General features: G+C 69.4%; 20 protein-coding genes. 11 read left to right on the plus strand and 9 right to left on the minus strand.

The window, feature by feature from the left end; genetic code table 11:
- Nucleotides 1-89: 89 nt before the first annotated feature.
- Nucleotides 90-944 carry an extracellular catalytic domain type 1 short-chain-length polyhydroxyalkanoate depolymerase gene (locus tag H074_RS02650; protein ID WP_007028471.1) on the plus strand — a complete coding sequence of 285 codons (855 nt, stop codon included), beginning with the start codon at nt 90-92 and terminating at the stop codon, nt 942-944.
- On the opposite strand, the gene H074_RS02655 is transcribed toward H074_RS02650, so the two are convergent.
- A complete protein-coding gene (locus H074_RS02655; RefSeq protein WP_007028472.1) occupies nt 921-1,226 on the minus strand; it encodes an ArsR/SmtB family transcription factor in 306 nt (101 codons plus the stop codon). The genes H074_RS02650 and H074_RS02655 overlap by 24 nt on opposite strands.
- Before the next feature lie 52 nt (nt 1,227-1,278).
- On the opposite strand from H074_RS02655, the gene H074_RS02660 reads away from it, so the two are divergent.
- Complete coding sequence (locus tag H074_RS02660) at nt 1,279-2,448, plus strand: MFS transporter (RefSeq protein WP_039921323.1); 1,170 nt, start codon at nt 1,279-1,281, stop codon at nt 2,446-2,448.
- Between the two features lie 88 nt (nt 2,449-2,536).
- Here H074_RS02660 and nicT read toward each other — a convergent pair whose 3' ends face one another.
- From nicT to H074_RS02695, 7 genes are all read right to left on the minus strand, one after another.
- Nucleotides 2,537-3,646 (minus strand): Nickel transporter NicT, encoded by a 1,110-nt coding sequence (gene nicT / locus H074_RS02665; protein WP_051071874.1) that lies wholly within the window; start codon nt 3,644-3,646, stop codon nt 2,537-2,539.
- A 73-nt stretch (nt 3,647-3,719) separates the two neighbouring features.
- Nucleotides 3,720-4,649, minus strand: coding sequence for an N-acetylmuramic acid 6-phosphate etherase (locus H074_RS02670; RefSeq protein ID WP_007028475.1), 930 nt, complete (start codon nt 4,647-4,649; stop codon nt 3,720-3,722).
- Between the two features lie 17 nt (nt 4,650-4,666).
- On the minus strand, nt 4,667-5,665 hold the full coding sequence (locus tag H074_RS02675) for a MurR/RpiR family transcriptional regulator (RefSeq protein WP_370323676.1): 999 nt from the start codon (nt 5,663-5,665) through the stop codon (nt 4,667-4,669).
- Between the two features lie 210 nt (nt 5,666-5,875).
- A complete protein-coding gene (locus H074_RS02680; protein ID WP_085940875.1) occupies nt 5,876-7,651 on the minus strand; it encodes a serine hydrolase domain-containing protein in 1,776 nt (591 codons plus the stop codon).
- 11 nt (nt 7,652-7,662) lie between these two features.
- Nucleotides 7,663-8,931, minus strand: a complete 1,269-nt coding sequence (locus H074_RS02685) for an exo-beta-N-acetylmuramidase NamZ family protein (protein ID WP_007028478.1) — start codon at nt 8,929-8,931, stop codon at nt 7,663-7,665.
- The gene (locus H074_RS02690; RefSeq protein WP_039921326.1) at nt 8,928-10,733 is read right to left on the minus strand and encodes a glycoside hydrolase family 3 protein; all 1,806 of its coding nucleotides are present in this window, start codon (nt 10,731-10,733) and stop codon (nt 8,928-8,930) included. The genes H074_RS02685 and H074_RS02690 overlap by 4 nt, the downstream gene beginning before the upstream one ends.
- Nucleotides 10,734-11,309: 576 nt before the next feature.
- The gene (locus H074_RS02695; RefSeq protein WP_007028480.1) at nt 11,310-12,107 is read right to left on the minus strand and encodes an HAD family hydrolase; all 798 of its coding nucleotides are present in this window, start codon (nt 12,105-12,107) and stop codon (nt 11,310-11,312) included.
- 596 nt (nt 12,108-12,703) lie between these two features.
- On the opposite strand from H074_RS02695, the gene ssd reads away from it, so the two are divergent.
- The 8 genes from ssd (at nt 12,704) to H074_RS02735 (ending at nt 18,257) form a co-directional block, all read left to right on the plus strand.
- Nucleotides 12,704-13,777: a septum site-determining protein Ssd gene (gene ssd, locus H074_RS02700; protein ID WP_007028481.1), complete on the plus strand. Its 1,074-nt coding sequence runs from the start codon at nt 12,704-12,706 to the stop codon at nt 13,775-13,777.
- Nucleotides 13,774-14,916, plus strand: coding sequence for a TadA family conjugal transfer-associated ATPase (locus H074_RS02705; protein ID WP_007028482.1), 1,143 nt, complete (start codon nt 13,774-13,776; stop codon nt 14,914-14,916). The genes ssd and H074_RS02705 overlap by 4 nt, the downstream gene beginning before the upstream one ends.
- Nucleotides 14,913-15,653, plus strand: coding sequence for a type II secretion system F family protein (locus H074_RS02710; protein ID WP_007028483.1), 741 nt, complete (start codon nt 14,913-14,915; stop codon nt 15,651-15,653). The genes H074_RS02705 and H074_RS02710 overlap by 4 nt, the downstream gene beginning before the upstream one ends.
- Complete coding sequence (locus H074_RS02715; RefSeq protein ID WP_039921362.1) at nt 15,647-16,222, plus strand: type II secretion system F family protein; 576 nt, start codon at nt 15,647-15,649, stop codon at nt 16,220-16,222. The genes H074_RS02710 and H074_RS02715 overlap by 7 nt, the downstream gene beginning before the upstream one ends.
- 124 nt (nt 16,223-16,346) lie before the next feature.
- A complete protein-coding gene (locus H074_RS39050) occupies nt 16,347-16,520 on the plus strand; it encodes a DUF4244 domain-containing protein (protein ID WP_007028485.1) in 174 nt (57 codons plus the stop codon).
- Nucleotides 16,520-16,858, plus strand: a complete 339-nt coding sequence (locus H074_RS02725) for a TadE family type IV pilus minor pilin (protein ID WP_007028486.1) — start codon at nt 16,520-16,522, stop codon at nt 16,856-16,858. Before H074_RS39050 ends, H074_RS02725 begins: the two co-directional genes overlap by 1 nt.
- Nucleotides 16,855-17,211 (plus strand): Rv3654c family TadE-like protein, encoded by a 357-nt coding sequence (locus tag H074_RS02730; protein WP_007028487.1) that lies wholly within the window; start codon nt 16,855-16,857, stop codon nt 17,209-17,211. Before H074_RS02725 ends, H074_RS02730 begins: the two co-directional genes overlap by 4 nt.
- Nucleotides 17,212-17,630: 419 nt before the next feature.
- A complete protein-coding gene (locus H074_RS02735; RefSeq protein WP_007028488.1) occupies nt 17,631-18,257 on the plus strand; it encodes a bifunctional DNA primase/polymerase in 627 nt (208 codons plus the stop codon).
- Nucleotides 18,258-18,270: 13 nt separating this feature from the next.
- On the opposite strand, the gene H074_RS02740 is transcribed toward H074_RS02735, so the two are convergent.
- Complete coding sequence (locus tag H074_RS02740) at nt 18,271-20,736, minus strand: DEAD/DEAH box helicase (RefSeq protein WP_007028489.1); 2,466 nt, start codon at nt 20,734-20,736, stop codon at nt 18,271-18,273.
- Between the two features lie 318 nt (nt 20,737-21,054).
- Here H074_RS02740 and H074_RS02745 point away from each other — a divergent pair, with 318 nt between their 5' ends.
- Complete coding sequence (locus tag H074_RS02745; protein ID WP_007028490.1) at nt 21,055-23,349, plus strand: sodium-translocating pyrophosphatase; 2,295 nt, start codon at nt 21,055-21,057, stop codon at nt 23,347-23,349.
- The last annotated feature ends 48 nt before the right edge of the window (nt 23,350-23,397 follow it).

Consider the following 23,397-nt stretch of genomic DNA (forward strand, 5'->3'; position numbering starts at 1 on the left):
CGGTACCCGGCGCGACCACACAAAACGTGCCGCCGCTGTGGTGGTCTGCCACGTGGAAACCGCGCGGGTGGCGGTTTTAGCCTCGGGTGATGCGAAAACTCCTCATCGGCGCGGTGGTTTCGGCATTGGTCCTCCTCTTTCCGGCTCCGGCACAGGCGGCGACGATCCGTCCGGTGACCGGGTTCGGGAGCAATCCCGGTGCGTTGCGGATGTTCGAATACGTTCCTGACGGATTGCCGTCCGGACGTCCGGCGGTGGTCGTGCTGCACGGCTGCACGCAGGACGCCGCCGGCTACGCGCGCGGCTCCGGCTGGGTCGGGCTCGCGGACAAGCTGCGGTTCAAACTCGTTCTGCCGCAACAGGTTTCGGCGAACAACTTCAGCAAGTGCTTCAACTGGTTCCAGGCGGGCGACATCGAACGTGGCCACGGGGAAGCCGAATCGATCGCGCAGATGGCGCGGTTCTCGGCCGGAAGCCGGACGTACGTGACCGGTCTGTCGGCGGGTGGCGCGATGACCTCGGTGATGTTGACGGCGTATCCGGAACTGTTCGCGGGCGGGGGTGTCGTCGCGGGGCTTCCTTATGGCTGCGCGACTTCGATGATCGACGCGTACTCCTGCATGAATCCAGGCAAGAATCTGACCCCGAAGCAATGGGGCGACAAGGTGCGGGCCGCGGGCACGGGGCCGCGTTCGCCGGTCAGCGTCTGGCACGGGACCGCGGACTACACGGTGGCCCCGATGAACATGCGTGAGCTTTCCGAGCAGTGGAACGACGTCGGCGCGGCCGTCGACACGCACGCCGTCACCGGGATGGGGCACGGTCAGCCGATCGCGCCGGGATCCGGTTGCGGGCAGGCGGGACCGTATCTGCTCGACGTCGGTGTGTGCGCCGCGGCGGAACTCGCGGCGAAGTGGCGGCTAGGCGAGGACGGCGTCCAGTAGGCCGGGGAAGCGCGCGTGGACGTCTTCGGTCCGTAGCTCGACCCAGCGGGTCCGGCCCTCGACGAACGTCGTCGTGAGGCCGGCCTCGCGCAAGACCTTCCAGTGATGGGAAAGCGTCGGCGCGCTGATCTCGACGTCGTACTCGGTGATGGCGCAGCTTCGCGGCGAAGGGTTGCTTCGCAGGGCGCGGATCAGCTCCAGGCGCACAGGATCCGCGAGCGCCTGGAGCACCGGCACGATCTCGATCTCGTCGACCGCCGGCTGCGGCAGCGTGCTGCTCACGTCGCTCCAAACTATTTGACAGTCATCGAATAGTCCGGCCACTATACCTCGTATGACGATTCGACGATCATCAAATGATCGGCTCGCTCTGGGGGCTCTGCTGGTTCTCGCCGTCGGGACGTTCACCGTGGGCACCGACGGGTTCGTCCTGAACGGACTGCTGCCCATCATCGCCGCCGACCTGAACGTCTCCGAGGCCGTCGCGGGCCAGCTGACCACGGTCTTCGCGGTGACCTACGCGATTTCTTCGCCGCTCATCGCGGCTTTTACCGGACGGCTGGACCGGCGGTGGGTGCTCGGTGCGGGGATGGTGCTGTTCACGATCGGCATGGCCGGTCAGGCGCTCGGCGAGTCCTTCGCCGTGGTGGCCGTCGCACGCGTGCTGGCCGCCCTCGGCGCCGCCGCTTTCCAGTCCAACGCCTACGTCCTCGCCGGCGCCCTGGCGTCGGACGAGCGCCGCGGCCGCGCTCTGGCCACCGTCTCCAACGGGATGAGCGTGTCGATCGTGCTCGGCGTGCCGATCGGGGTGGTTGCCGGGAACTGGTTCGGCTGGCGCGCGGTGATGTGGGGGATCGGCGCGGTGGCGGTGGTCGTGACGCTGCTCGTACCGCTGCTGCCCGGCGTCCGGATGCCGACGGTGACCCTGCGGGACAGGCTCGCCGTCGTCGTGCGGCCGCCGATCGCGCGCGTGCTCGGCGTAAGTGTTCTCGGCACCGCTGCGGGCTTCGCGGCCTTCGTGTACCTGCCGGTGCTGGTGGCTCCGGTGGCGGCGGGCGCGATGATCTCGTGGCTGCTCGTCGGTTTCGGGATCGGGCAGATCGCGGGCAACGCCTTCGCGGGCCGGGCCACCGACTCACTCGGCTCCGCGCGCGTCCGATCGATCTCGCTCGTCGGGACGGTCGTGACGCTGGCGCTGCTGGACGTCGCCGTGCTGAGCCTGCCCGGCGCGCTGATCCTCGCGCTGGCTTCGGGGGTGTTCGGCGGAATGTTGATGGTGCCGCAGCAGCATCGGCTGTTCTCGCTGGCGCCTGACGCGCCGACGGTCGCCTTGGGGCTCAACGGTTCCGCGATCTACGGCGGTGGTGCGATCGGTGCCGCGCTGGGTGGCGTCGTCCTGTCGTCGGCGGGTGTCTGGTGGGTCGGTCCCGTTGCCGCGTTCGTCGCTCTGCTGGGCTTCGCGCTTTCGGTGCCTTCGCGCACGCGGGTGCCCGAGCCCGCCTGATCGAAAGTGGGAGCAAGGGACCTTTGCTACCACTTGTCTCGACGTTGGGAGAAGCGATAGCAAAGGTCCCTTGCTCCCTTTCCGCAGGTCAGGGGCTCCCCGGTGGGAGGCGGGCAGACCAACGCTCCTCGATACGCGCGAACCGCCACACGAGGAGCGCGAAGAGCCACGTAAGCACGAAGAGCGCTACGACCGCGTAGCCCACGTAGTCCAGGCTCAGCGCTCCGATCGCCGCGAGCGGTCCGGTCGTGATGCCGAACCGTTCGGTGATGATCGAGATGACCTCGATCGTCCCGATGAGCAAGGCGACCGCGACGGAAAGCGCGGTCACGGTGAGGTTGTAGTAGATCTTCCGCACCGGCTTCGCGAAGGCCCAGCCGTACGCGTAGTTCATGAAGCAGCCGTCGGCGGTGTCGAACAGTGTCATCCCCGCGGCGAACAGGATCGGCAGCACCAAAATCGCGTACCAAGGCAGCGAGAACGCGGCCGCGCCGCCGGCGAGCACCAGCAGGCTGATCTCGGTCGCGGTGTCGAAACCGAGACCGAACAGCACACCGATCGGGTAGATGTGCCAAGGCTTGCGCACCGCTTTGGTGGCGCCGCGGAGCAAACGGTTCATGAAGCCGCGGTTGTCGAGCTGCCGCTCCAGCGCCGCTTCGTCGAACTCGCCCCGCCGCATGCGCCGGAAGACCTTCACGATGCCGACCAGCACCACCAGGTTCATGATCCCGATGAGGTACAGGAACACCGCGGAAACGGACGTCCCGATCAGCCCGGTCGCCTCGTGCAGTGCCGAGGAGTCGTCCTCGACGGCGCCGGCGAGCGCGCGCACGCCGAGCGACAACAGCAGGCACAGGACGAAGACGATCGTCGAATGGCCAAGGGAGAACCAGAAACCGACCGAAAGCGGCCGTTGCCCGTCGGCCATCAGCTTGCGGGTGGTGTTGTCGATCGCGGCGATGTGGTCCGCGTCGAACGCGTGCCGCATCCCGAGCACGAAGGCCGTGACGCCGAGGCCGACCCCGAACACGCCCGTGGCGCCGAGCTCGTACTGGCGCGGCGCCACGAAAAGTGTCAGGACCCCCCAGCCGACGACGTTGAGCAGCAGGATGAATCCGGCCATCCCGGCGACGGACACCCGTTCGCGTCGCGTGAGGGCGAGGCGTCGGGATGAACGGGTCTGTCCGCCGGTGCTCATGACCACCCGGCCTCTCGGTCGCGAATCCCCGAGAGCCTGGGCAGATGAGCGGGTGATGGGCAATCGGTGATGATCAGCTCGCGCGCACCCGCAGGGAGTCGAGAGCCTTCCGTACGTGGCCATCGCTGGCCGTCAGCGCCTTCGCCGCGCTCGCGACGTCCTCGCCGGACAGCAGATGGACCAGCGCGACCTTGAGGTCGCCGTCGGCCTCGGTGAGCGCGTCGGAGCAGTCCGCCATGCTCATCCCGGTCGCCTCGCGCAGGATCCGGATGGTCCGCCCGCGCAGCTTCGCGTTGGTCGCCCGCATGCTGACCATCAGGTTCGAATACGTGCGGCCGAGCTTGATCATCGTCGCGGTGGAAAACGCGGTGAGGATGATCTTCTGCGCCGTGCCCGCCTTCATCCGTGTCGACCCGGCGATCGCCTCGGGGCCGGTGTCCACCGCGATGAGGACATCGACACCCGGCGGCGTCACCGCTGCCGGATTGCCCGAAACCAAAGCGGTACGGGCACCGCGACGGCTGGCCGCGGCCAGCGCGCCGAGGACATAGGGCGTCCGGCCGGAAGCCGTCAGCCCGAGCACGAAGTCGCCGGGCGCGACGGACTCGGCCACCTCGGCGGCTCCGGCCTTCGCGTTGTCCTCGGCGTCTTCGACGGCTTGGCGCAGAGCGCGCGCGCCGCCCGCGTGATGCGCGATGAACCAATCGGAGGGCACGTTGAACGTCGGCACGAGTTCCGCCGCGTCCAACGTCGCCAGCCTGCCGGAGGTGCCGGCCCCGAAGTAGTGCACGCGGTGGCCCGACCGCAGCGCCTCCACGGCGAAGTCGACCGCCCGCGCCACCTGCGGCAGCACCGCGGCGACGGCTTCGGGGACCCGGCGGTCCTCGGCGTTGATCGCGCCGAGGATGCCCATGGTCGACATCAGGTCGATGTCGGTCGTCCGTGGATTGCGCTGTTCGGTTGGCGAGTCGACGTGCACCACCTGGCGTGGGACGGTCATCATGCGCCTCACTTTTTCGCTCATTTGCCGGTTTCCCGCGGCCGCCGCCTGCCGTCGGGCCGGACGCCCAGACGGTGCGAGCCAACCGCGTCCCTGGTCGCGTCGAGCGCGTTGACCGACGCGTCCATGTGCCGCTGCGCGACACCGATGAACAGGCAGTCGATGACGGTCAGCTGCGCGATGCGACTGGCGGTCGCACCCGAGCGGAACGTCGTCTCCCGCGCGGCCGTGGTCAGCACGTGGTCGGCGACCTCGGTGATCGGCGAACGCGGGAAGTTCGTCACGGCGACGGTGATCGCGCCGTGCTCGCGGGCCACGCGCAGCGCCTCGACGGTGTCCGTGGTCGCGCCCGTGTGGGAGATGCCGATCGCGACGTCCCCGGGGCTCAGCACGGCGGCCGAGGTGAGCATGATGTGCGTGTCCGACCAGGCGAAGCTGACCCGCCCGATGCGGTGCAGCTTCTGCTGCAGGTCCGCCGCGACGAACGCGCTCGCGCCCACGCCGTAGACGTCCACGCGACCCGCGCCCGCCACGATGTCGATCACGCGCTGTAGCGACGGGACGTCGAGCTGGTCGGCGGTCTCCTCCACGGCGCGGGCGTCCGCGAAGCTGACCTTGCCGATGACCGCGGCCAGGTCGTCCTCCGGCCCGATCTCGCCACCGAGGTTGCGGGTCGACCGCGCCTCGGACCGGGCGGTGTCGGCCGCCAGAGCGATCCTGAGCTGCGGGTATCCGCCGACGCCGACCGCCTTGCAGAACCGCGTGACGGTGGTTTCGCTGGTGTTGGCCGCGAGCGCGACCTCGGTGATGCTGCGCCGCGCGACCTGCGCGGGGTCGTCGAGGACGACCTTCGCGACGCGCTGCTCGGCCCGGGCGAGCCCGGGCAGGAGGGAGCGAATCCGGACAAGCGGGCTCGCGTCAGCGTCCCGTGTCGGCTGCGCCGGCACGGCCTCGGACGGTGCGGCCGCGATTACGGATTCGGTATCGCCCACCGTGGGAAAGTTACTAACCGTTGGCATCTGCGACAAGGCTACCCACACCCTTCGGGAAGATCGCAACCTATCCGTGTCTGCGGATTCGATTTGCGATTAATCGTTGACCAGAAAGTCGCTAACCAGGTCGAGGCCGTTAACGAGGTCGAGCTAACGACTTGGCAACTTAGTGTCGCGACGCAAGGGGCCATGTCCCGGTCAACGGGGCGGTTTGGTCAGCGCAATGGAGCCGCCCGGTTACCGAGTGCTCAACTTCCATCCGGTAGCGACGAAAGTAGGGGGATTATGCTCACTGTCCAGCAGTATGCGGCCGCGTTCAGTGACTTTCACACCATCCAAAGAAATTCCGCGTCCGGTGTAACGGGCGTCGGTCGTGTAACGCCAGCGGAGGGTGATTTGTGAGCTTTGCGACACCTCGGCGGCGGCTCGCCACCAAGCCCGATGTCCATGTCCGCCGAGGCCGGGTTGGTCACCTGTGGGGGCGCCTGGCCCGCTTGCACGCAGAGTAATCGATTTCCAGGTGGCTCCACCGTCGGTACTTATTTCCAGGAAGAGCGAATCGGAGGGTCCTTCGGTGTCCACGAAGGTGTCGAAAGAGACCTTCAGCGGCCCGCCGCGCGTCCGTAACGGCGGAGTCGTGAGCGTGGCCGTGGAGACGTCCCCGGCGCCGCTGAACCACGCGTCGCGACCGCGCACCGGGCGGACGGCCATCGCCTTCGCGAGCGAGCTCGCCCAAGTCTCCCTGGCGAGGTTGATCGAGCCCCAGTTCCGCGTCGGGTGCACACGGTTGGTGAGCAGGATCGCGAACGACCGCGACAGCGGATCGATCACCAGCGAGGTCCCGGTGAACCCGGTGTGGCCTGCCGTCGAGGGCGCCGACAGCGCGCCCATGTACCAGGGCTGGTCGAGTTCGAAGCCGAGCCCGTGCGCGTTGTCGGGGAACTTGTGGTTGTAGTTCGTCAGCATCGCCCGCACGGTCTCCTCACGCAGGATCCGGTGACCGCGGTACGCGCCGCCGTTGAGGATCGTCTGCGCCAGCACCGCCATGTCGGCGGCCGTGGAGAACACGCCCGCATGCCCGGCGACGCCGCCCAACGACCAGGCGTTCTCGTCGTGGACCTCGCCGCGTACGAGCCCCCGAGGCGGCTTCGCCGCGTATTCAGTCGCTGCGACCCTGGCGAGTTTCGACGCCGGCGGGTTGTACCCGGTGTCCACCAGGCCCAGCGGCGCGGCGATGCGGTCCTGGACCACCTTGTCCAGCGGCGCCCCGGCCACCTTCTCGACCAGGAACCCGAGCGTCAGCAGGTTGATGTCGGAGTAGAGGTAGGTGCTGCCAGGCGGGTTCTTCAGCGGACTGTCGAGAACGGCCTTCCGGCGTGACGGGATGTCCGGGTAGCCCTCCCACAGCGACGGGAGCGGTGTCGCGGCGAAGCCCGAGACGTGGGTGAGCAGCTGCTGGACGGTCACGGCCTCCTTGCCGTTCACCCCGAACTCGGGCAGATACCGCACCACCGGCGCCGAGATGTCCAGCTTGCCCGCCTCGGCCAGCTGCATCACCGCGATGGAGGTGAACAGCTTCGAGATCGAGGCCATGTCGAAGATGGTGTCCGCGCGCATCGGCACCTGCTGCTCCGGTGGCAGTTCTGTGCCATTCGAGTCGGCGTAGCGGACCGCGCCACCGACAGCCTGGCGCTCGACGACCACGCCCTCGTGCGCGAGCAGGCCGACCGCCCCGGAGAAGTGCGGATGCCCGGTGACGTCCGGCTTCGTCCAGCTCTCGATGAACCGCTCGGCCGCCTTGATCGGCTCCGGGTCGAGGCCGACTTCGGAGGGCGCGCCGTCACGCAGGACGGTGGACGCGGGCGCGAAGCCTTCGCGCGGCCTGTCGAACCGGCCGGCCGCACGGTCTCGCTGCTGTTCGCTACTCGGAATCGCCTGTGCTCCCGCCGTCGACAGCGTGGTCGCCGCGACCAATACGGAAACAGCCGCGATCAGGATCTTCCTAACACGCAAGGTCGTTCCCCTCAGCGATAGATGAGATGGCGACGGCGTTTCCGGTCGAACTCGGCCAGTTCGGCCTGCCATGACCCGACGATCTCGTCCGCTCCGGCACCTTTGTCGATCATCGTGCGCAGCCTGTCGGAGCCGGAGAGCTTGTCGAGGAAGTTGTCCGGCCGCCACTTGAACTTGTCCGGGTGCACCTGTTTCGCGGTGACGAACATGGTGACCGCGGTGCGGATGGCGTCGAACGCCCGCGGGTCCGTGACGGTCACCTGCACGCCGCCGCAGGGCTCGTTGACGAACTTGCCGAACGTCGGCACGAAGTACGCCTCACGGAACTTCACCCCGGGAAGCAGTAGTTCGCCGAGCTTCTCGCGCCAGCGCCAGTCGAGGCCCGGCGCGCCGACGATCTCGAACGGCCTGGTGGTGCCCCGGCCTTCGGAGAACACGGTGCCCTCGAACATCCCGGTGCCGGGATAGACGAGCGCGGTGTCCGGCGTCGGCATGTTCGGGCTCGGCGGCACCCAGGTCAGTCCGGTGCGGTCGAAGAGCTGGTCACGCCGCCAGTCGCGCACCTCGACGATTTCGAGCTTGCCCGGCGTGACACCTTCGGCGGGCAGGAACTCGGCGGCGAAGAACCGCGCGAGTTCGCCGACGGTCATGCCGTGCTGCTGCACGATCGGCTTCCGGCCGACGCCCGAGGCGAAGGCCGGGTTCAGCATCGGCCCGGCGGCCTTGCCGCCCAGCGGGTTCGGCCGGTCCAGCACGACGACCGCCGCGCCGACCTTCGCCGCCGCGACCATCGCCGTGTACAGCGACCAGATGTAGGTGTAGAACCGCGCGCCGACGTCGGCGATGTCGAAGACGACGGTGTCGACGCCCGCCTTCGTGAACATCCCGGCGAGCTTCGTCGCGTCGGCGCCGTACGCGTCGTACACCGGCACGCCGGTGCGCGGGTCGGTGTAGTCGCCCTCGGAACCGCCTGCCTGCGCGCTGCCGCGGAAACCGTGCTCCGGCCCGAACGCGGCGAGCGGCCGGACCCCGGCGGCGACCATCGAGTCGACGATGTGGTCGCCGTTCGCCAGGACGCCTGTCGGATTCGACAGCACTCCGAGCCTGCGGCCGGACAGAGGCGCCCAGCCCCGGGCGGCGAGCACGTCCGCACCGGTGCGGGTGAGCGGGGGACCTTTGCTCTCGCTTTCCGGCTGAGCCCCCGCGACCGAGGACCCGGCCGTCAGCGCGGGGACCGCGAGCGCGCCGGTGGCGAGGAAGTGGCGGCGGTTGAGGTTCACCAGGTCAGCCCGTGGCCGAACGGGTACTTCACCGTGCCCACGTCCTTCCCGGCGGGGACGTCCACCGGCAGCTTGCCCTGCGGCTTCACCTTCCCGAGGATCACCTTCGCCAGTGCCTCGAGGGAAGGCGTGATGTAGCCGTATGTGGCGAGCCACGTCTTGATCGGGTTCTCGTAACCGGCGTCGTAGGGGATCTGCGCGGCGACCGCGACGACGGGCTTCCCGGTGTCGGCCAGCGCCTGCAACAGCTTGCCCTGCAACGGATACGTGCCGACGTTGTTGGTCAGCACGACGACGAGGTCGACGTCCTTGGCCGTCGCGACCGCCTGCGCGATCTGCGCGTCGGTCGGCGTCTGGCCGGTCTGCAGCGCTGTCGCCTGCGTGCCGTGCGCGGTGAGCTTCGAGGCCAGCGACGTCGTCGTGGTCGCACCCCAGCCGGTCACGAGCGTCTTCGCGGGCTGCTGCTTGAGCGGCAGGACGCCGCCGTCGTTGCGGATCGCGGTCACCGACCGGTCGGCGATGCCCTGCGCGGTGGCGAGGTTGGCCGGGGTGCCGACCTTCGACATCACCTTGGCCGGGTCGACGAACGGCGAGTTCAGGATGCCCCGGTTCAGCTTGAGCTTGAGCACCCGGAGGACGCTTTCGTCGATGCGCCGCTCGGTCAGCTCACCCTTGCGGACGGCGTCGAGTACCGAGTTGATCGCGAGTTCGAGGTTCACCGGCATGAGCAACTGGTCGATGCCCGCCTTGAGGGCCAGCACCGGGATCTCGGCGTCGCTGTGCATCTCGCGCACGGCGTCCATCGAGAGGGAGTCGGTGACGACGACGCCGCGGTAACCGAGCTCCTCGCGCAGCTTGCCGGTGAGGATCGGCTTCGACAGCGTGGCCGGCTCGCCCGACGGGTCGAGGCTGGGGAACTGGATGTGCGCGCTCATGATCGAGTCGATGCCCGCCTTGATGGCGGCCTTGAACGGAGGCACGTCGGTCGCGCGCCAGCTGTCCTCGCTCCGGTCGATCCTGGGCAGCTCGTGGTGGCTGTCGGTGGCCGCGTCGCCGTGGCCGGGGAAGTGCTTCGCGGCGGCGGACACCGTCTCGGAGCGTCGTCCGGAGTTCTGGAAGCCCTTGACCTGGGCTTCGACGAACTGGCTCGCCAGCTCCGGGCGGCCGGAGAAGGAACGGACGCCGATCACCGGGTTCGCCGGGTTCGAGTTCACGTCGGCGTCGGGGGCGAAGTCCTGGTTGATGCCGACGGCGCGCAGTTCGTGCCCGAGGATCCGGGCGGCCTCCTGCGCGGCCTTGGTGTCACGGCCCGCCGAGATCGCCATCGCGTTCGGCAGCTCGGTGGCGGGGGCACCCATCCGGGTGACCGTGCCGCCTTCCTGGTCGGTCGCGATCTGCAACGGGATGTGGGCGCCGCTGCGGAGGGCGGCCCGCTGGAGCCCGTTCGACAGCTTGGCGACCTGCACCGGGTCGTCGAAGTTGTCGCGGCTGTCGTTGTTGAAGTAGATGACGCCGCCCAGGTGGTACTTCTCGATCACCTGCGCGGGGGTGTCCACTCCGAAGTCGGCCTTGTTCTTGGCGTTGACCTCGTCGGCGGACTTCCCGTTCACCCACGTGACGAACAGCTGCCCGACCTTCTGCTCCAGGGTCAGCCCTCGCAACGTCCGCTGGGCCTCCGCGTCCGCGGTAACCGGCTGCGCGGTGGCCGGGACGCCGGCGACGGCAAGGGTGAGCAGACCCGCGAGGGGCACGGCGAGCGCATGGATCCTCCGATGACGGGCGTGCGCGGTTCGGGTCGTCACCTCAAGCCTCCCAGATTCGTGCCTGACTCTCAGGCGGAAAGAAGTCCACCTGGAAGCACTGATATCCGGAAGCTACCCACGAGCACTTTGCTTGTCCATCGGCCACCCGCACGAACGGTCCGTTCATACACAAAGGGACGTGAAGGGGCCTGTCATGCTTGAAAACGGGGGTAAAACACTGGCGGGGCCCGTCGGCATGAAGCCGGCGGGCGCCGCCAGTCAGTGCGGACGACTCGGGCGACCAAGCGTGCAACTCTGGTCGTACCTTCATGGACTCGGCGTCCGGCGTCCCGGTACGCAGTCCCTAGACGACGAGCCTCCCGCGGCGCGCTGCGCGTGGGTACCCGGTGTCCGCACACGGAGATTCGCCGGGGTGGAACAGGCTTCTCTTCTACCTGTTCCCTGGCCGACCGAACGTCCGCATCTACTTTCTACGCCGTGAGCCGGGTCACTTCAAGTGCGCAGACGGGTGCACCGGTACAGAGGCTCGATCTAGTGACACGGGCACCCTCCGCGACGGACAATTCGCCGCCCTGGCTGCGAAAACCGGGTCGGTACCGCCGTGTGGGCGTGCGCTCAGCGGGTGCGTTTGCGCCGGTTGTAGCCGTACCAGGTGGCCCCCGCGGCGACGGCGCCGAGCGCGACGAGACCCGCCGAACGCGCCGGGATCCGGGTCCGCAGTGACATCGGGTGCTCGAAGGCGAGGATCTCCCAGCCCTGTTCCGTCGCGTGCTTGCGCAGGAAGCGGTCGGGGTTGACCGCGTGCGGTCGTCCGACGACCTCGAGGAGCGGGATGTCGGTGCTCGAGTCGGTGTACGCGTGGCACTGGGTGAGGTCGTAGCCATAAGTCGCCGCGAGTTGCTTCGCGGCGACGGCCTTGTTCTCGCCGTAGCAGTAGAACTCGACTTCACCCGAGTAACGGCCGTCCACGATCTGCATTCGCGTGGCCACGCTGCGCGTCGCGCCGAGCATTTCGGCGACCGGCGCGACGACTTCCTCGCCGGTCGCCGACAGCACCACGACGTCGTGCCCGTCCGCGCGATGCGAAGAGATCAGTTCCGCGGCCTCCGTGTACACGAGCGGGTCGACGACGTCGTGCAGCGTTTCGCGGACGATCGCGGACACCTGCGCGACATCCCAGCCGGCGCACAGCGCGGAAACCTCGGCCCGCATTCGCTCGGTCTTCGCCGCGTCCGCGCCCGCGAGGGAGAAGACGAGCTGGGCGTACGCACTGCGAAGCGCGGCTCGGCGGTTGATCAGGCCTTCGCGTAAAAGCGGCTTACTGAAGGCCAGCGCGCTCGAGGAGGCGATGATCGTCTTGTCGAGATCGAAAAAGGCCGCGACCGGGGTCGGCGTCGTGCTGGGTCGGTCCACCCGCCAAGGATAGGAGAACCGTGGACCGGCCCGCCCGTTGGTCGACCACGATCGGGATCGCGCGGTGGAAAATTCACGACCGCGCACTCGATTCGGCGCGCCGTGCCGTTATCGAATTGTGGGTACCGGCGTCGCCCGCAACGGGCCGGTATCGGAGCTACAGTGAGATTGTCCGGTGTCGCACCGGGCCCAGGTTCAGTCCGACCCCCCGGGGCTGAACCCCAGGCGGCCCTCGTCCCTCCCCCCTGGCGAGGGCCGCCTCCTGACTTCCCGCCGTGTCAATGGTTCAGACCTTGGCGGGACGCGGAAACATCGCTGGGGCAAGGCCGAATCGGCGAGAGTTCGTTAACTTTCTTTTCTCTCAAGGCTTTTCGTGCTCGGTTGCGCTGGAAAGCGGATAGTCCGGGTTCGGCGGGAAAAGCCGGAAAGTGTGCCGGAAAGGACCGACGGAAACGCCGGGAAACCGGTTTCCCGTGGCGGAGTTGTCCACAACACCCCGGTTGTCCACAGGCGGGACGGAATGGCGTTGTGCGCGGCGGGGAACCGGCGCGACCGTGGAGTCACAACCCGAGTCCGACCGAATCACCGGGGGAGTCATGACCGAGGAACATCCGCTCGTCGTCGCCGGAGACGACGTCCTGCTCGACGAGATCCTGCGCGTGGCGGCGGCCGCGGGCTGCGAGGTCGAACGGGCATCCGATCTGGACGCCGCACGCGGGAGATGGGCCCGCGCGCCGCTCGTGGTGCTCGACGAAGAAGCCGCGAGCGCGCCGAACCGCCTGTCGCGGCGGAACAAGGTCCTGCTCGTCTGCAAAGGCGCGCCGACCCCGGCGACGTGGGAGCGTGCCTTCAACACCGGTTCGGAGAAGGTCCTTTCGCTTCCGGACGAGGAAAGCGAACTCATCGGCGAGTTCGCCGACGTCGTCGACGGGCCGGCGCGTGACGACGGCGTCGTCATCGGGATCATCGGCGGGCGAGGCGGGGCCGGGGCTTCCGTGCTGGCGGCCGCGGTCGCGTACCGGGCGGAGAAGTCCGGGACCGGCGGATTGCTCGTCGACTGCGACCCGCTCGGCGGCGGTGTCGACGTCCTCCTCGCCGCCGAACGCGATCGTGGGCCCCGTTGGCCGGAGCTCGACCTCGGCGGCAGGGTGTCCATGGCCGCGTTGAGCGAAGCCCTGCCGCGAAAGAAATACTCCACCGGTTCACTGTCCTTTGTGTCCTACGGCAGGGAAGGACGCGGCCCCGGACCCGATGCGATCGAAGGCGTACTGTGCGCCGGGCGGCGGGCGGGACGGACGGTCGTCTGCGATCTGCCGAGATACTTCGGTGCCGAGACGTCCACCGTGCTCGGGCTGGCCGATCTGGTCGTGGTCGTCGTCCCCGCGGAACTCCGTGCCTGCGCGGCGGCGAAACAGGTCCTCGCCAGGCTCGAACCCCACGCGACACGGATCGGTGTCGCGGTTCGCGGGCCGTCGCCCGCCGGGCTGATCCCGCGAGAGATCGCCGACGCCGTCGGGGTCCCGCTCATCACGTCGATGGGCCGCGAGCGGTCCCTCTCGGCGGCCCTTGATCGCGGCGAGTTCGTCCTGAAGCACCGCGGGCACCTGGCCACGGCCGCCGCCGAAGTCCTCGCGGCCGCACGTGGAAATCTGGCCGGTGCCTTGCGATGACCGATGATCTGGTCGAGCGGGTCCGGCGACGGCTGGCCGGATCGGCCGCCCCGGCGGATCCGGTGAGCGTCGCGCGGGCGGTCCGCGCCGAAGCCGGCGGCGCGCTCGGTCAAAACGCCGTGCTCGGAGCGGTCCGGCTGGCCCGCGACGAGTTCGTCGGCGCCGGTCCGCTGGCGCCGCTTCTCGAAAAGCCCGGCGTCACCGACGTTCTCGTCACGGCCCCCGACGAGGTCTGGGCCGATACCGGTGAAGGTGTCCACCGGACGAACGTGCGCTTCGCCGATGAGGAAGCCGTCCGCAGGCTGGCTCAGCGGCTCGCCCTCGCCGGCGGGCGGAGGCTGGACGACGCGCAACCGTTCGCGGACTGCTGGCTGCCGGGAGCGGGGCCGCACCGCCGGATCCGGATGCACGCGGTCCTCCCGCCGATCGCGCCTGCCGGGACAGCCCTCTCGCTCCGCGTTCTCCGGCCCGCCACCCATGATCTCGCCGAACTCCGGTTGCGCGGGGCGTTCGGCACCAGCGGTGCGGAGCTGCTCGACTCGGTCATCCAGCGGCGGCTCGCGTTCCTGGTGTCCGGCGGGACAGGGGCGGGCAAGACGACCCTGCTCTCCGCGTTGCTCGGCGCGGTGCCCCCGGGAGAACGCATCGTCTGCGTCGAGGACGCCGGAGAACTGCAACCGGACCATCCACAGTTCGTCAGCCTGATCGCGCGCCCGGCCAACGTCGAGGGCGCCGGCGAGATCGGGCTCGGTGAACTGGTGCGGCAGGCGTTGCGCATGCGTCCGGACCGCCTGGTCGTCGGTGAAGTGCGCGGCGGAGAGGTCATCGCGTTGCTCAACGCGATGAACACCGGGCACGAGGGCGGGGCCTGCACCCTGCATGCCAATTCGCCGACGGAGGTCCCTGCTCGGATGGAGGCGCTGGCCGCGCTCGGCGGACTGAAACGGGACGCGCTGCACAGCCAGCTGACAGCGGCGGTGCGGGTGGTCCTGCACATGCGCCGCCTGCCGAGCGGGATCCGACGGCTGGACGAGGTCGGCGTCCTCCGGTCCTTTCGAGGTGAGGCCAAAGTCGTTCCGGTCTGGAGCAAGGGCACTTGGATCGGCGACGAGACACCCTTCGGGGAGATGGCGGCATGAACCCGTGGTTCCTCCTCTCCTGTGGCGCGGGGCTGGCCTGCTGGCCGAAGCCGGTGGCGCGCGTTCCGTTCGCTTGGCGTCCGCCTCGGACCGTCCGGGCGGGCTGGTGGCCACTGCCCGCGTTGTTCGTCCTGCCGCTCCTCGGGATCGGCTGGGCGGTGGCGACGCTCGTGATCACCTTGACCGTCCGCCAGGAGTACCGGTGGCGGGCACGGGCGAAGGCGGCGTTGGCCGAAGCCGAACTCACCGCGTCCGTGCTGCGGACGATGATCGGTGAACTCCGGGCGGGTGCCCATCCGGTGACGGCGGCCGAAGCCACCGCAGAGGCGGTACCCGCGGCGTCCGGGCGGCTGCGCGGACTCATCGCGGCCGCCCGGCTCGGTGGGGAGACCGCCGATCCGGACGCGCCACCGGCACTGGTGAACGCGTGGACGCTCGCGAACCGGTTCGGGCTTCCGATGGCCGAGGTGCTCGATGCGGCGCGACGGGACGCAGAGGCGGAGATCGGTTTCCGCCGTCGTCTCAAAGCCAAGATGGCCGGTCCCCGGGCGAGTGCCGCCGTACTCGCCGTTCTCCCGCTGGTGTGCCTGCCGCTCGGCGAGGCGATGGGGGCGGGCCCGGTCCACGTCCTCACCGGGACGGGCGCCGGCCGGCTGTTGCTCGTGGTGGGCAGCGGGCTGATCTGGGCGGGCACGGCCTGGTGCCGGGCTCTCACCGGGCGGGTGGCGTCATGCTGACCGGAGCGGCGTTGACCCTGCTGGGCGGTGCCATCCTCTGCTGGCCGCGCGTCGCCACCGGGGCCGTAGTGCGGCCAGGACGGCTCCTCATGTGGCTTCGGGAACGGTCGTCCCGGGACAAAGGTGTCTCCGAACTCCTCCGGTCCGCGGCCACCCTCGACCTCCTGGCCGCCTGCCTGGCAGCCGGGCTGCCGGTTCCCGTCGCACTCGAGGCCGTCGTACCGGCCGCGTCGCCGAAGACCGCGGCGGCTCTGCGTTCGGTGGCGTCGCACCTCGCGGTGGGTATCGGGCCCGCGGAAGCCTGGGCACCGGTCCGCGACCGGCCCGGCCTGACCGAACTGTCCGTCGCCGCCGTTCGCACGGCGAGGGCGGGCACCGCGCTCGCGACGCACGCGAAGGACCTCGCGCGAAGGCTGCGCGAGTCGCTCTCCGCCGAAGCCGAGGAACGCGCCGAACGGGCCGGAGTGCTGTTGGCGGCGCCGATCGGCCTGTGCTTTCTCCCCGCGTTCCTCTGCCTCGGTGTCCTGCCCGTCGTTCTCGGCCTCACCGGTCGTCTCGACTTTCTCTGAGCGCTGGAGGGCGGAGCTGGAGAAATAGCGCGAGAAGCGATCAAAGACGTGAACCCGCCCGGCCGAAGGCCCCGCTATCGCGGTCGTGGGTTCACCGGCAAAGCACTGACTGAAAGGCGATTCCATGAACAAGCTCCCCAACTTCCGCGAAGACGACGGCATGGCGACGGTCGAATACGCCATCGCCACCTTGGCCGCCGCCGCGCTGGCAGCCGTTCTCTACCTGGTCGTCAATAGCGAGGCCGTCGTCGCCGGGCTCACCGCGCTCGTCGAGCGGGCCTTGTCGGTGAAGTTCTGATGCCCGACCGCGGCTCCGTCACGGTGGAGGCCGCCCTCGGTATCGGTGCGCTGACCTTCGTCTCGGCCCTGTTGTTCGCCGGGATCGGGGTCGCCTCCGACCAGATCCGCTGCACCGACGCTGCCCGTGAAGCTGCCAGGCTCCTCGCCCGCGGCCAGCCCGCCCGCGCCGAACAGGCGGTGCGGGAGATCGCGCCGTCGGGCGCTCGGCTGGACGTCGGCCGCGAAGGTGACGCGATCACCGTGGGCGTCGAAGCCGAACCGGTGGCCGGGCTCCTGCCGGGTATCCGGCTGCGCTCTCGCGCCTTCGCCATCGCCGAGCCGGGGAACGGGCCGTGACCGCGGACGATCGCGGCGTCGCGACCGCGTGGACCGCCTCGATCGTCGCCGTCCTGATCTGCGCGGCGGCGTTCGCCTTCTGGATCGGCGCCGCCGTCACGACCCGGCACCGCGCCGAGGCCGCCGCCGATCTGGCGGCGCTCGCGGCGGCCTCGCACGCGACGGACGGTCCCGGCGCGGCCTGCGAGCGGGCCAGGCAGGTCGCCGTCCGGATGTCGGTCACGCTGCTGACCTGCCGGTGGGAACGCGGCGACGCCCTGGTCGAGGTGCGAGCGGAGCCGTCGGAACAGCCGGCGGTCACGGGACGGGCGGAGGCGCGGGCCAGGGCGGGCCCGGTCGGACGGCCACCGTGACCGACATCGCACGGTGAACGGTCGCCGGGCGGCGACCGGCGGGCACTACGCGCGAGTAACCGCTGGGCGCGAGCAGCGGTCGTTGACGCGCGGCGAGCGGTCGAAGCCCTGACCAGCGCTCCGCCGAACGGCCGCCCGCCGCTCACCGTGAGCGCCGTCACGTGGCCGGGGCGCCCAGGCCGGCTGCGACGAACGGCCCCGGACCGGTCCCGCACACCCGTTAACCGGACGTCCGGCGTTCGGTCCGTCCGGTCGGACTACCGCGCGTTCATCGCTGAGTAACCGCCGGTTGTCGCGCGAGGGCTTCTCCCGATGTGCAACTTGCCGTTTATTGAGATGTGCGCCACCTCGAGAAGGTCGCCGGGTGGCCGCGGAGCAGGACAGACACAGGACAGAGTTGACCTGAGGCAGGGACAGTAATGTTGGACGCGAATTGGCCGGACAGCTGGCGGGGCGCCTTCCGCATCGAGATGCGGGCGGAGGCGATCGGCCTCGCGTGGCGTGGCTGGCCGGTGCTCCCTGGTGCGGAGCCCGCCGCGATCACCGCGGCAGGTGACGACCTCACCTGGCGGCGTCCCGTCCCGGCCCAGGACAACTGGCGTGAAACGCTCGAGAGCCACCCGCACGACGTCGCCACCTGGTTCGGTGACGACACACACAGCCTGCTCGTGGCCACCGGCACCGTGCTCGACGCCATCGAGGTCGACGACGAGCTCGGCAAGGCCGCCGCCCGCCTGCTGCGCGCCACCGGTCACCCGGCCCCGATCGTCGCGATGCCGAACGGGCGCTGGCTGTTCCTGACCACCGTCGCCACGAGCATCCCGCGGGAACTGGCCGATCACGCCTCGATCCAGTGGCACGGCGCGAACGGCTACATCCCGCTGCCCCCGTCGCCGTTCCAGCACGGTGTCGTGCACTGGCGGGTCAAGCCCGAGGTCTGGGGCTGGCAGCTGCCCGAGGCCACCGAGGTGCACGACGTGCTCGTCCGTGCGCTGGCCGGTGACAAGGCCGCCGCCTCCGTGGCGAGCCTGAGCACCGCCGCCTGATCAACCCACAATTTCAAGCCACCCCGTGGCCCGACTGGGACCCGTGCTGACGCAAAGCCCCGAGCACGGTGTCCAGAACGGCCACTGCCCCCGCCTTGTCCAGCGGATCGTTGCCGTTCCCGCACTTCGGCGACTGAACGCAGGACGGGCAGCCGGCCGGGCACTCGCAGGAAACGATCGCCTCCCGCGTTGCGGCCAGCCAAGGGACAATTGCGGCAAACCCGCGATCGGCGAATCCCGCACCCCCGGGATGGCCATCGTGCACGAACACCGTCGCCTCCCCGGTGTCCTCGTGCCACGCGGTCGACACCCCGCCGATGTCCCAGCGGTCGCACGTAGCGAACAGCGGTAGCAGGCCGATCGCCGCGTGCTCGGCGGCATGCAGGGCGCCGGGGACGCGCGCCGGATCCAACCCGGCGCTCGTCCCCGGTGCCCCGCCAAGTTCCTCGGTCCCCACCCTGGAGCCTCCGGTCCCCACCGGCTCCAGAACTTCGGTCCCCGGCCGATGGCCCCCGGTCCCCGCCACGCCATCGGACAGGCCGAGCAGTTCCGCCGAGATCGTGTACCAGACGGCACGGGTGTGCAGGCTCTGCTCCGGCAGATCCAGCGGAGTCTGGTCCAGCACCTCACCCGACGGGCGTCGCCGCAAGTAGCCGACCACTTGCGAACTCACCGACACCTCGCCGAGGTTCACCGTGATCCCGCCGTACACCCTGGTCTCTTCGGTGCGCAACACGCCGATGTCGACGATCTCGCGCGGGGACGTGGTCCAGTCCGGATCCTCCGCGTGCACCAGGGCGAGCCCGGTCTCCAGATCCAGTTCGTCGACCACATAAGACGAGCCCTGGTGCAGGTACACCGCGCCGGGATGCACCGCGTAGCAGGCGGAACCCGGATCGACCGTGCCGAGCATCCGGCCGGAATCGGCTTCCACCACGGCGATCTGCTCGCCCCCGGAACCACGGATGCCGACTTCGGCATGCGGCCGGTCGCGCGAAGTCCAGTACCAGCCGCTCGTGCGACGCCGGACGATCTTCTCCTTGACCAGATCGGCGAGCACGGCACGCGCCTGGTCACCGCCGAAGGCCGCGACCTCCGGCTCGGTCAAGGGGAGTTCGGCGATGGCGCAAGCCAGTTGCGGACCCAGCACATACGGATTCGACGGGTCGAGGACGGCGGCCTCCACCGGCCGGTCCAGGATCGCGGCCGGATGGTGCACGAGATAGGTGTCCAGCGGATCATCGCGGGCCACGAACACGACCAGCGCCGCGTCTCCCGCGCGCCCGGCCCGGCCGGCCTGCTGCCAGAACGACGCGAGCGTCCCCGGGTAACCTGCCAGGACCACCGCGTCCAGCCCGGCGATGTCGACGCCGAGTTCGAGCGCGTTCGTCGTCGCGACGCCGAGCAGCCGCCCGGACAGCAGCGCCGCTTCGAGGGCGCGCCGTTCCTCCGGCAGATACCCGGAGCGGTACGCGGCGACGGATTCCGCCAATGCACCGTCCACTTCGGACAGAATCCGCCGGGCGCCGAGCGCGGTCAGCTCCGCTCCTCGCCGTGATCGGACGAACGCCAGCGAGCGAGCGCCTTCGATGACCAGTTCGGCGAGGATCCGGGAAGCCTCGGCACCCGCCGAGCGCCGCACCGGCGCTCCGTTCTCGCCCGAGAGTTCCGACAGCAGCGGGGGTTCCCACAACGCGACCGTGCGGGCGCCCCGCGGCGAGCCGTCCTCGGTGACCGGGACACAGTCCTGCCCGGAGAGTTTCGACGCGAACGCCGCCGGGTCCGCCGTCGTCGCGGACGCGAGGACGAAGACCGGCGAGGCGCCGTAGTACGCCGCGACCCTTCGCAGCCTGCGCAGCAGTAGCGCCACATGGGAACCGAAGACGCCGCGATAGCTGTGGCATTCGTCGACGACGACGAACGCGAGCCGCCGGAAGAACCGGGACCAGCGCGCGTGCGACGAGAGGATCCCGCGATGCAGCATGTCCGGGTTCGTGAACACCCAGTTCGCGTGCGCGCGGACCCAGTCCCGCTCCTGAAGCGGGGTGTCACCGTCGAACGACGCCGCCCGCGCCTTCTTGATGTCCAAAGAGGACACAGCGCGCAACTGGTCGGCGCCGAGCGCCTTGGTCGGCGACAAGTACAGCGCCGAAGCCCGTTCGTCCTCGACCAGCGCCGAAAGCACCGGCAACTGGTACGCGAGCGACTTGCCCGACGCGGTGCCGGTGGAGATCACGACGTGCTTGCCTTCACGGGCCAGCGACGCGGCTTCCACCTGATGCCGCCACGGCGCCTTGACGCCATTCGCCCTCAGCGCCTCGACGACCGGACCCGCCGCCCACTCCGGCCAGTCCACCGAATCCGCCGGACGGGCCGGCAGTTCGGCCACATGGGTGACCGGGTACAGCGAAGCCGGGATTCCCGCCGTCGCGCGGTCGAGAAGCCGCCGGCCTTTGCCGGATTGCGCCGTGCCGTCCACCTTCCGAGCTTCGCACAGTGCCCCGACAGAAACGGGCCGTCGTCGAACGGAACGGACGGTGGAACGGGCTGCCGATGATCGATACAGTGACCAGCCTCACACGATTACGGAACGTGTGGTGGCAGGGACGCCTTGCCGTCCGCCATCCCACTACCAATACACTCCCGCAATCCACACCGACTGTGGCGAGCGTCATGTGAGACGTACCTTGCAGTGCGACTAGCGTGACGTTCGGTTCAGTTCCCCATGCCAGCGCACGAGCCGCCGGTTCCATCGGCGGAGCGTCGTTGGCCAACGGCGACGTCTCCAGGAGGACGAATGTCCCGGCAGTTCCTCGCGGAGGGCGAACTCACGCTCTCCGGAGGTGGTTACACCATCGTCGGTGTAATCGCCGTGGTCGCCCTTGCCGCACTGGTCATCGGCTACGTTCTGCTCAAGGAGGTGCTGGCCGCCGGCCAGGGCACCACCAAGATGCAGGACATCGCGAAGGCAGTGCAGGAAGGCGCGGCTGCCTATCTGAAACGGCAGCGCAACACCCTCGCGATCTTCGGTGCGATCGTGTTCGTACTGCTCTTCGCCTTGCCGGCCGATGACTGGAACGAAAAGATCGGCAGGTCGATCTTCTTCCTGGTCGGCGCGGCGTTCTCCTTCGCGATCGGCTATCTCGGCATGTGGCTGGCGACGCAGGCGAACCTGCGCGTCGCGGCCGCTTCGCGGGAGGAAGGTGGTCGCGAAAAGGCGATGCGCGTGGCCTTCCGCACCGGTGGCGTGGTCGGCATGATCACCGTCGGTCTCGGTCTCTTCGGCGCCGCGGTGGTCGTCCTCGTCTACACCGGACAGGCCCCGAAGGTGTTGGAGGGCTTCGGTTTCGGTGCCGCGCTGATCGCGATGTTCATGCGTGTCGGCGGCGGTATCTTCACGAAGGCCGCCGACGTCGGCGCGGACCTGGTCGGCAAGGTCGAGCAGGGCATCCCCGAGGACGACCCGCGCAACGCGGCCACCATCGCCGACAACGTCGGTGACAACGTGGGCGACTGCGCCGGCATGGCGGCGGACCTCTTCGAGTCGTACGCGGTCATGCTCGTGGCGGCGCTGATCCTGGGAAGCACCGCCTTCGGCGTGCACGGCCTGATCTTCCCGCTCATCGTTCCCGCCATCGGCGTGATCACCGCGGTCATCGGTGTCTACATCACCAAGGCCAAGGCGGGCGAAGGCGGTCTGGTCACGATCAACCGCTCGTTCTACATCTCCGCGGCGATTTCCGCGGTGCTCTCGACGATCGCGGCGTTCGTCTACCTGCCCGGTTCGTTCTCCGAGCTGACCGGTGGCGCCACGGGCGAGTCCGGCAGCCCGGCGCTCATCGCGACCATCTCGGTGATCATCGGCATCGTGCTCGCGGCGATCATCCTCAAGCTCACCGGGTACTACACCGGCACCGAGCACAAGCCGGTCAAGGAGGTCGGCAAGACCTCGGAAACCGGTGCGGCGACGGTGATCCTGTCCGGTATCTCGGTCGGTTTCGAGTCCGCCGTCTACACCGCGCTGGTCATCGGCGCGGCCGTGTTCGGCGCGTACCTGCTCGGTGGCGGCGTCGCGCTGTTCGCCGTGGCGCTGGCCGGTACCGGTCTGCTCACCACGGTCGGTGTCATCGTCGCGATGGACACCTTCGGCCCGGTTTCGGACAACGCGCAGGGCATCGCGGAGATGTCGGGCGACGTCGACGAGGACGCGGCGCAGATCCTCACCGAGCTCGACGCGGTCGGCAACACCACCAAGGCCATCACCAAGGGCATCGCGATCGCCACGGCGGTCCTCGCGGCGACGGCGCTGTTCGGGTCCTATCAGGACGCGATCAGCAAGGCGCTGAAGTCCATCCCGGAGGCGGCGCAGGCCAGCGCGTCCGCGCTGAACCTCTTCGTCAACGAAGTGGTCAGCCCGAACACCCTGGTCGGTGTCATCGTCGGCGCGGCCGTCGTGTTCCTGTTCTCCGGTCTCGCGGTCAACGCGGTGTCCCGTGCCGCCGGCGCGGTCGTCTACGAAGTGCGCCGCCAGTTCCGCGACATCCCGGGGATCATGGAGGGCACCACCCGTCCCGAGTACGGCCGGGTCGTCGACATCGTCACGCGCGACTCCCTGCGTGAGCTGACCACGCCCGGTCTGCTCGCGGTCTTCGCCCCCATCGCGGTCGGCTTCGGCCTCGGCACCGGCGCGCTCGCCGGCTACCTGGCCGGTGCGATCGCGACCGGCACCCTGATGGCGATCTTCCTCGCCAACTCCGGTGGCGCCTGGGACAACGCGAAGAAGCTCGTGGAGGACGGCAACCACGGCGGCAAGGGTTCGGACGCGCACGAGGCCACCATCATCGGTGACACCGTGGGTGACCCGTTCAAGGACACCGCCGGTCCCGCGATCAACCCGCTGATCAAGGTGATGAACCTGGTGTCGGTGCTGATCGCCCCGGCGGTCGTGCAGTTCTCGATCGGCGCGGACGCCAACGTCGGCATCCGCATCGCGATCTCGCTCGTCGCCGTCGCGATCATCGTCGCGGCGATCGTCGTTTCCAAGCGCCGCGAGTCGGTTCTTTCCGACAGCCCCGCGGAAGCGAAGGCGTAACGCCGAACAAGTTCCACGCGCCGGGCCCGTCACGATTCCCCGTGGCGG

It is taken from the genome of Amycolatopsis decaplanina DSM 44594 (genome assembly GCF_000342005.1).
Lineage (GTDB): Bacteria > Actinomycetota > Actinomycetes > Mycobacteriales > Pseudonocardiaceae > Amycolatopsis > Amycolatopsis decaplanina.

Bases quoted from the DNA above. Each gene is read 5' to 3' on its own strand.
- H074_RS02650 (WP_007028471.1), top strand. From the start codon at position 90: ATGCGAAAACTCCTCATCGGCGCGGTGGTTTCGGCATTGGTCCTCCTC.
- H074_RS02675 (WP_370323676.1), bottom strand. From the start codon at position 5,665: ATGCCAACGGTTAGTAACTTTCCCACGGTGGGCGATACCGAATCCGTA.
- ssd (WP_007028481.1), top strand. From the start codon at position 12,704: ATGACCGAGGAACATCCGCTCGTCGTCGCCGGAGACGACGTCCTGCTC.
- H074_RS02710 (WP_007028483.1), top strand. From the start codon at position 14,913: ATGAACCCGTGGTTCCTCCTCTCCTGTGGCGCGGGGCTGGCCTGCTGG.
- H074_RS02735 (WP_007028488.1), top strand. From the start codon at position 17,631: ATGTTGGACGCGAATTGGCCGGACAGCTGGCGGGGCGCCTTCCGCATC.
- H074_RS02745 (WP_007028490.1), top strand. From the start codon at position 21,055: ATGTCCCGGCAGTTCCTCGCGGAGGGCGAACTCACGCTCTCCGGAGGT.
- H074_RS02705 (WP_007028482.1), top strand. From the start codon at position 13,774: ATGACCGATGATCTGGTCGAGCGGGTCCGGCGACGGCTGGCCGGATCG.
- H074_RS39050 (WP_007028485.1), top strand. From the start codon at position 16,347: ATGAACAAGCTCCCCAACTTCCGCGAAGACGACGGCATGGCGACGGTC.
- H074_RS02670 (WP_007028475.1), bottom strand. From the start codon at position 4,649: ATGATGACCGTCCCACGCCAGGTGGTGCACGTCGACTCGCCAACCGAA.
- H074_RS02660 (WP_039921323.1), top strand. From the start codon at position 1,279: ATGACGATTCGACGATCATCAAATGATCGGCTCGCTCTGGGGGCTCTG.
- nicT (WP_051071874.1), bottom strand. From the start codon at position 3,646: ATGAGCACCGGCGGACAGACCCGTTCATCCCGACGCCTCGCCCTCACG.
- H074_RS02725 (WP_007028486.1), top strand. From the start codon at position 16,520: ATGCCCGACCGCGGCTCCGTCACGGTGGAGGCCGCCCTCGGTATCGGT.
- H074_RS02715 (WP_039921362.1), top strand. From the start codon at position 15,647: ATGCTGACCGGAGCGGCGTTGACCCTGCTGGGCGGTGCCATCCTCTGC.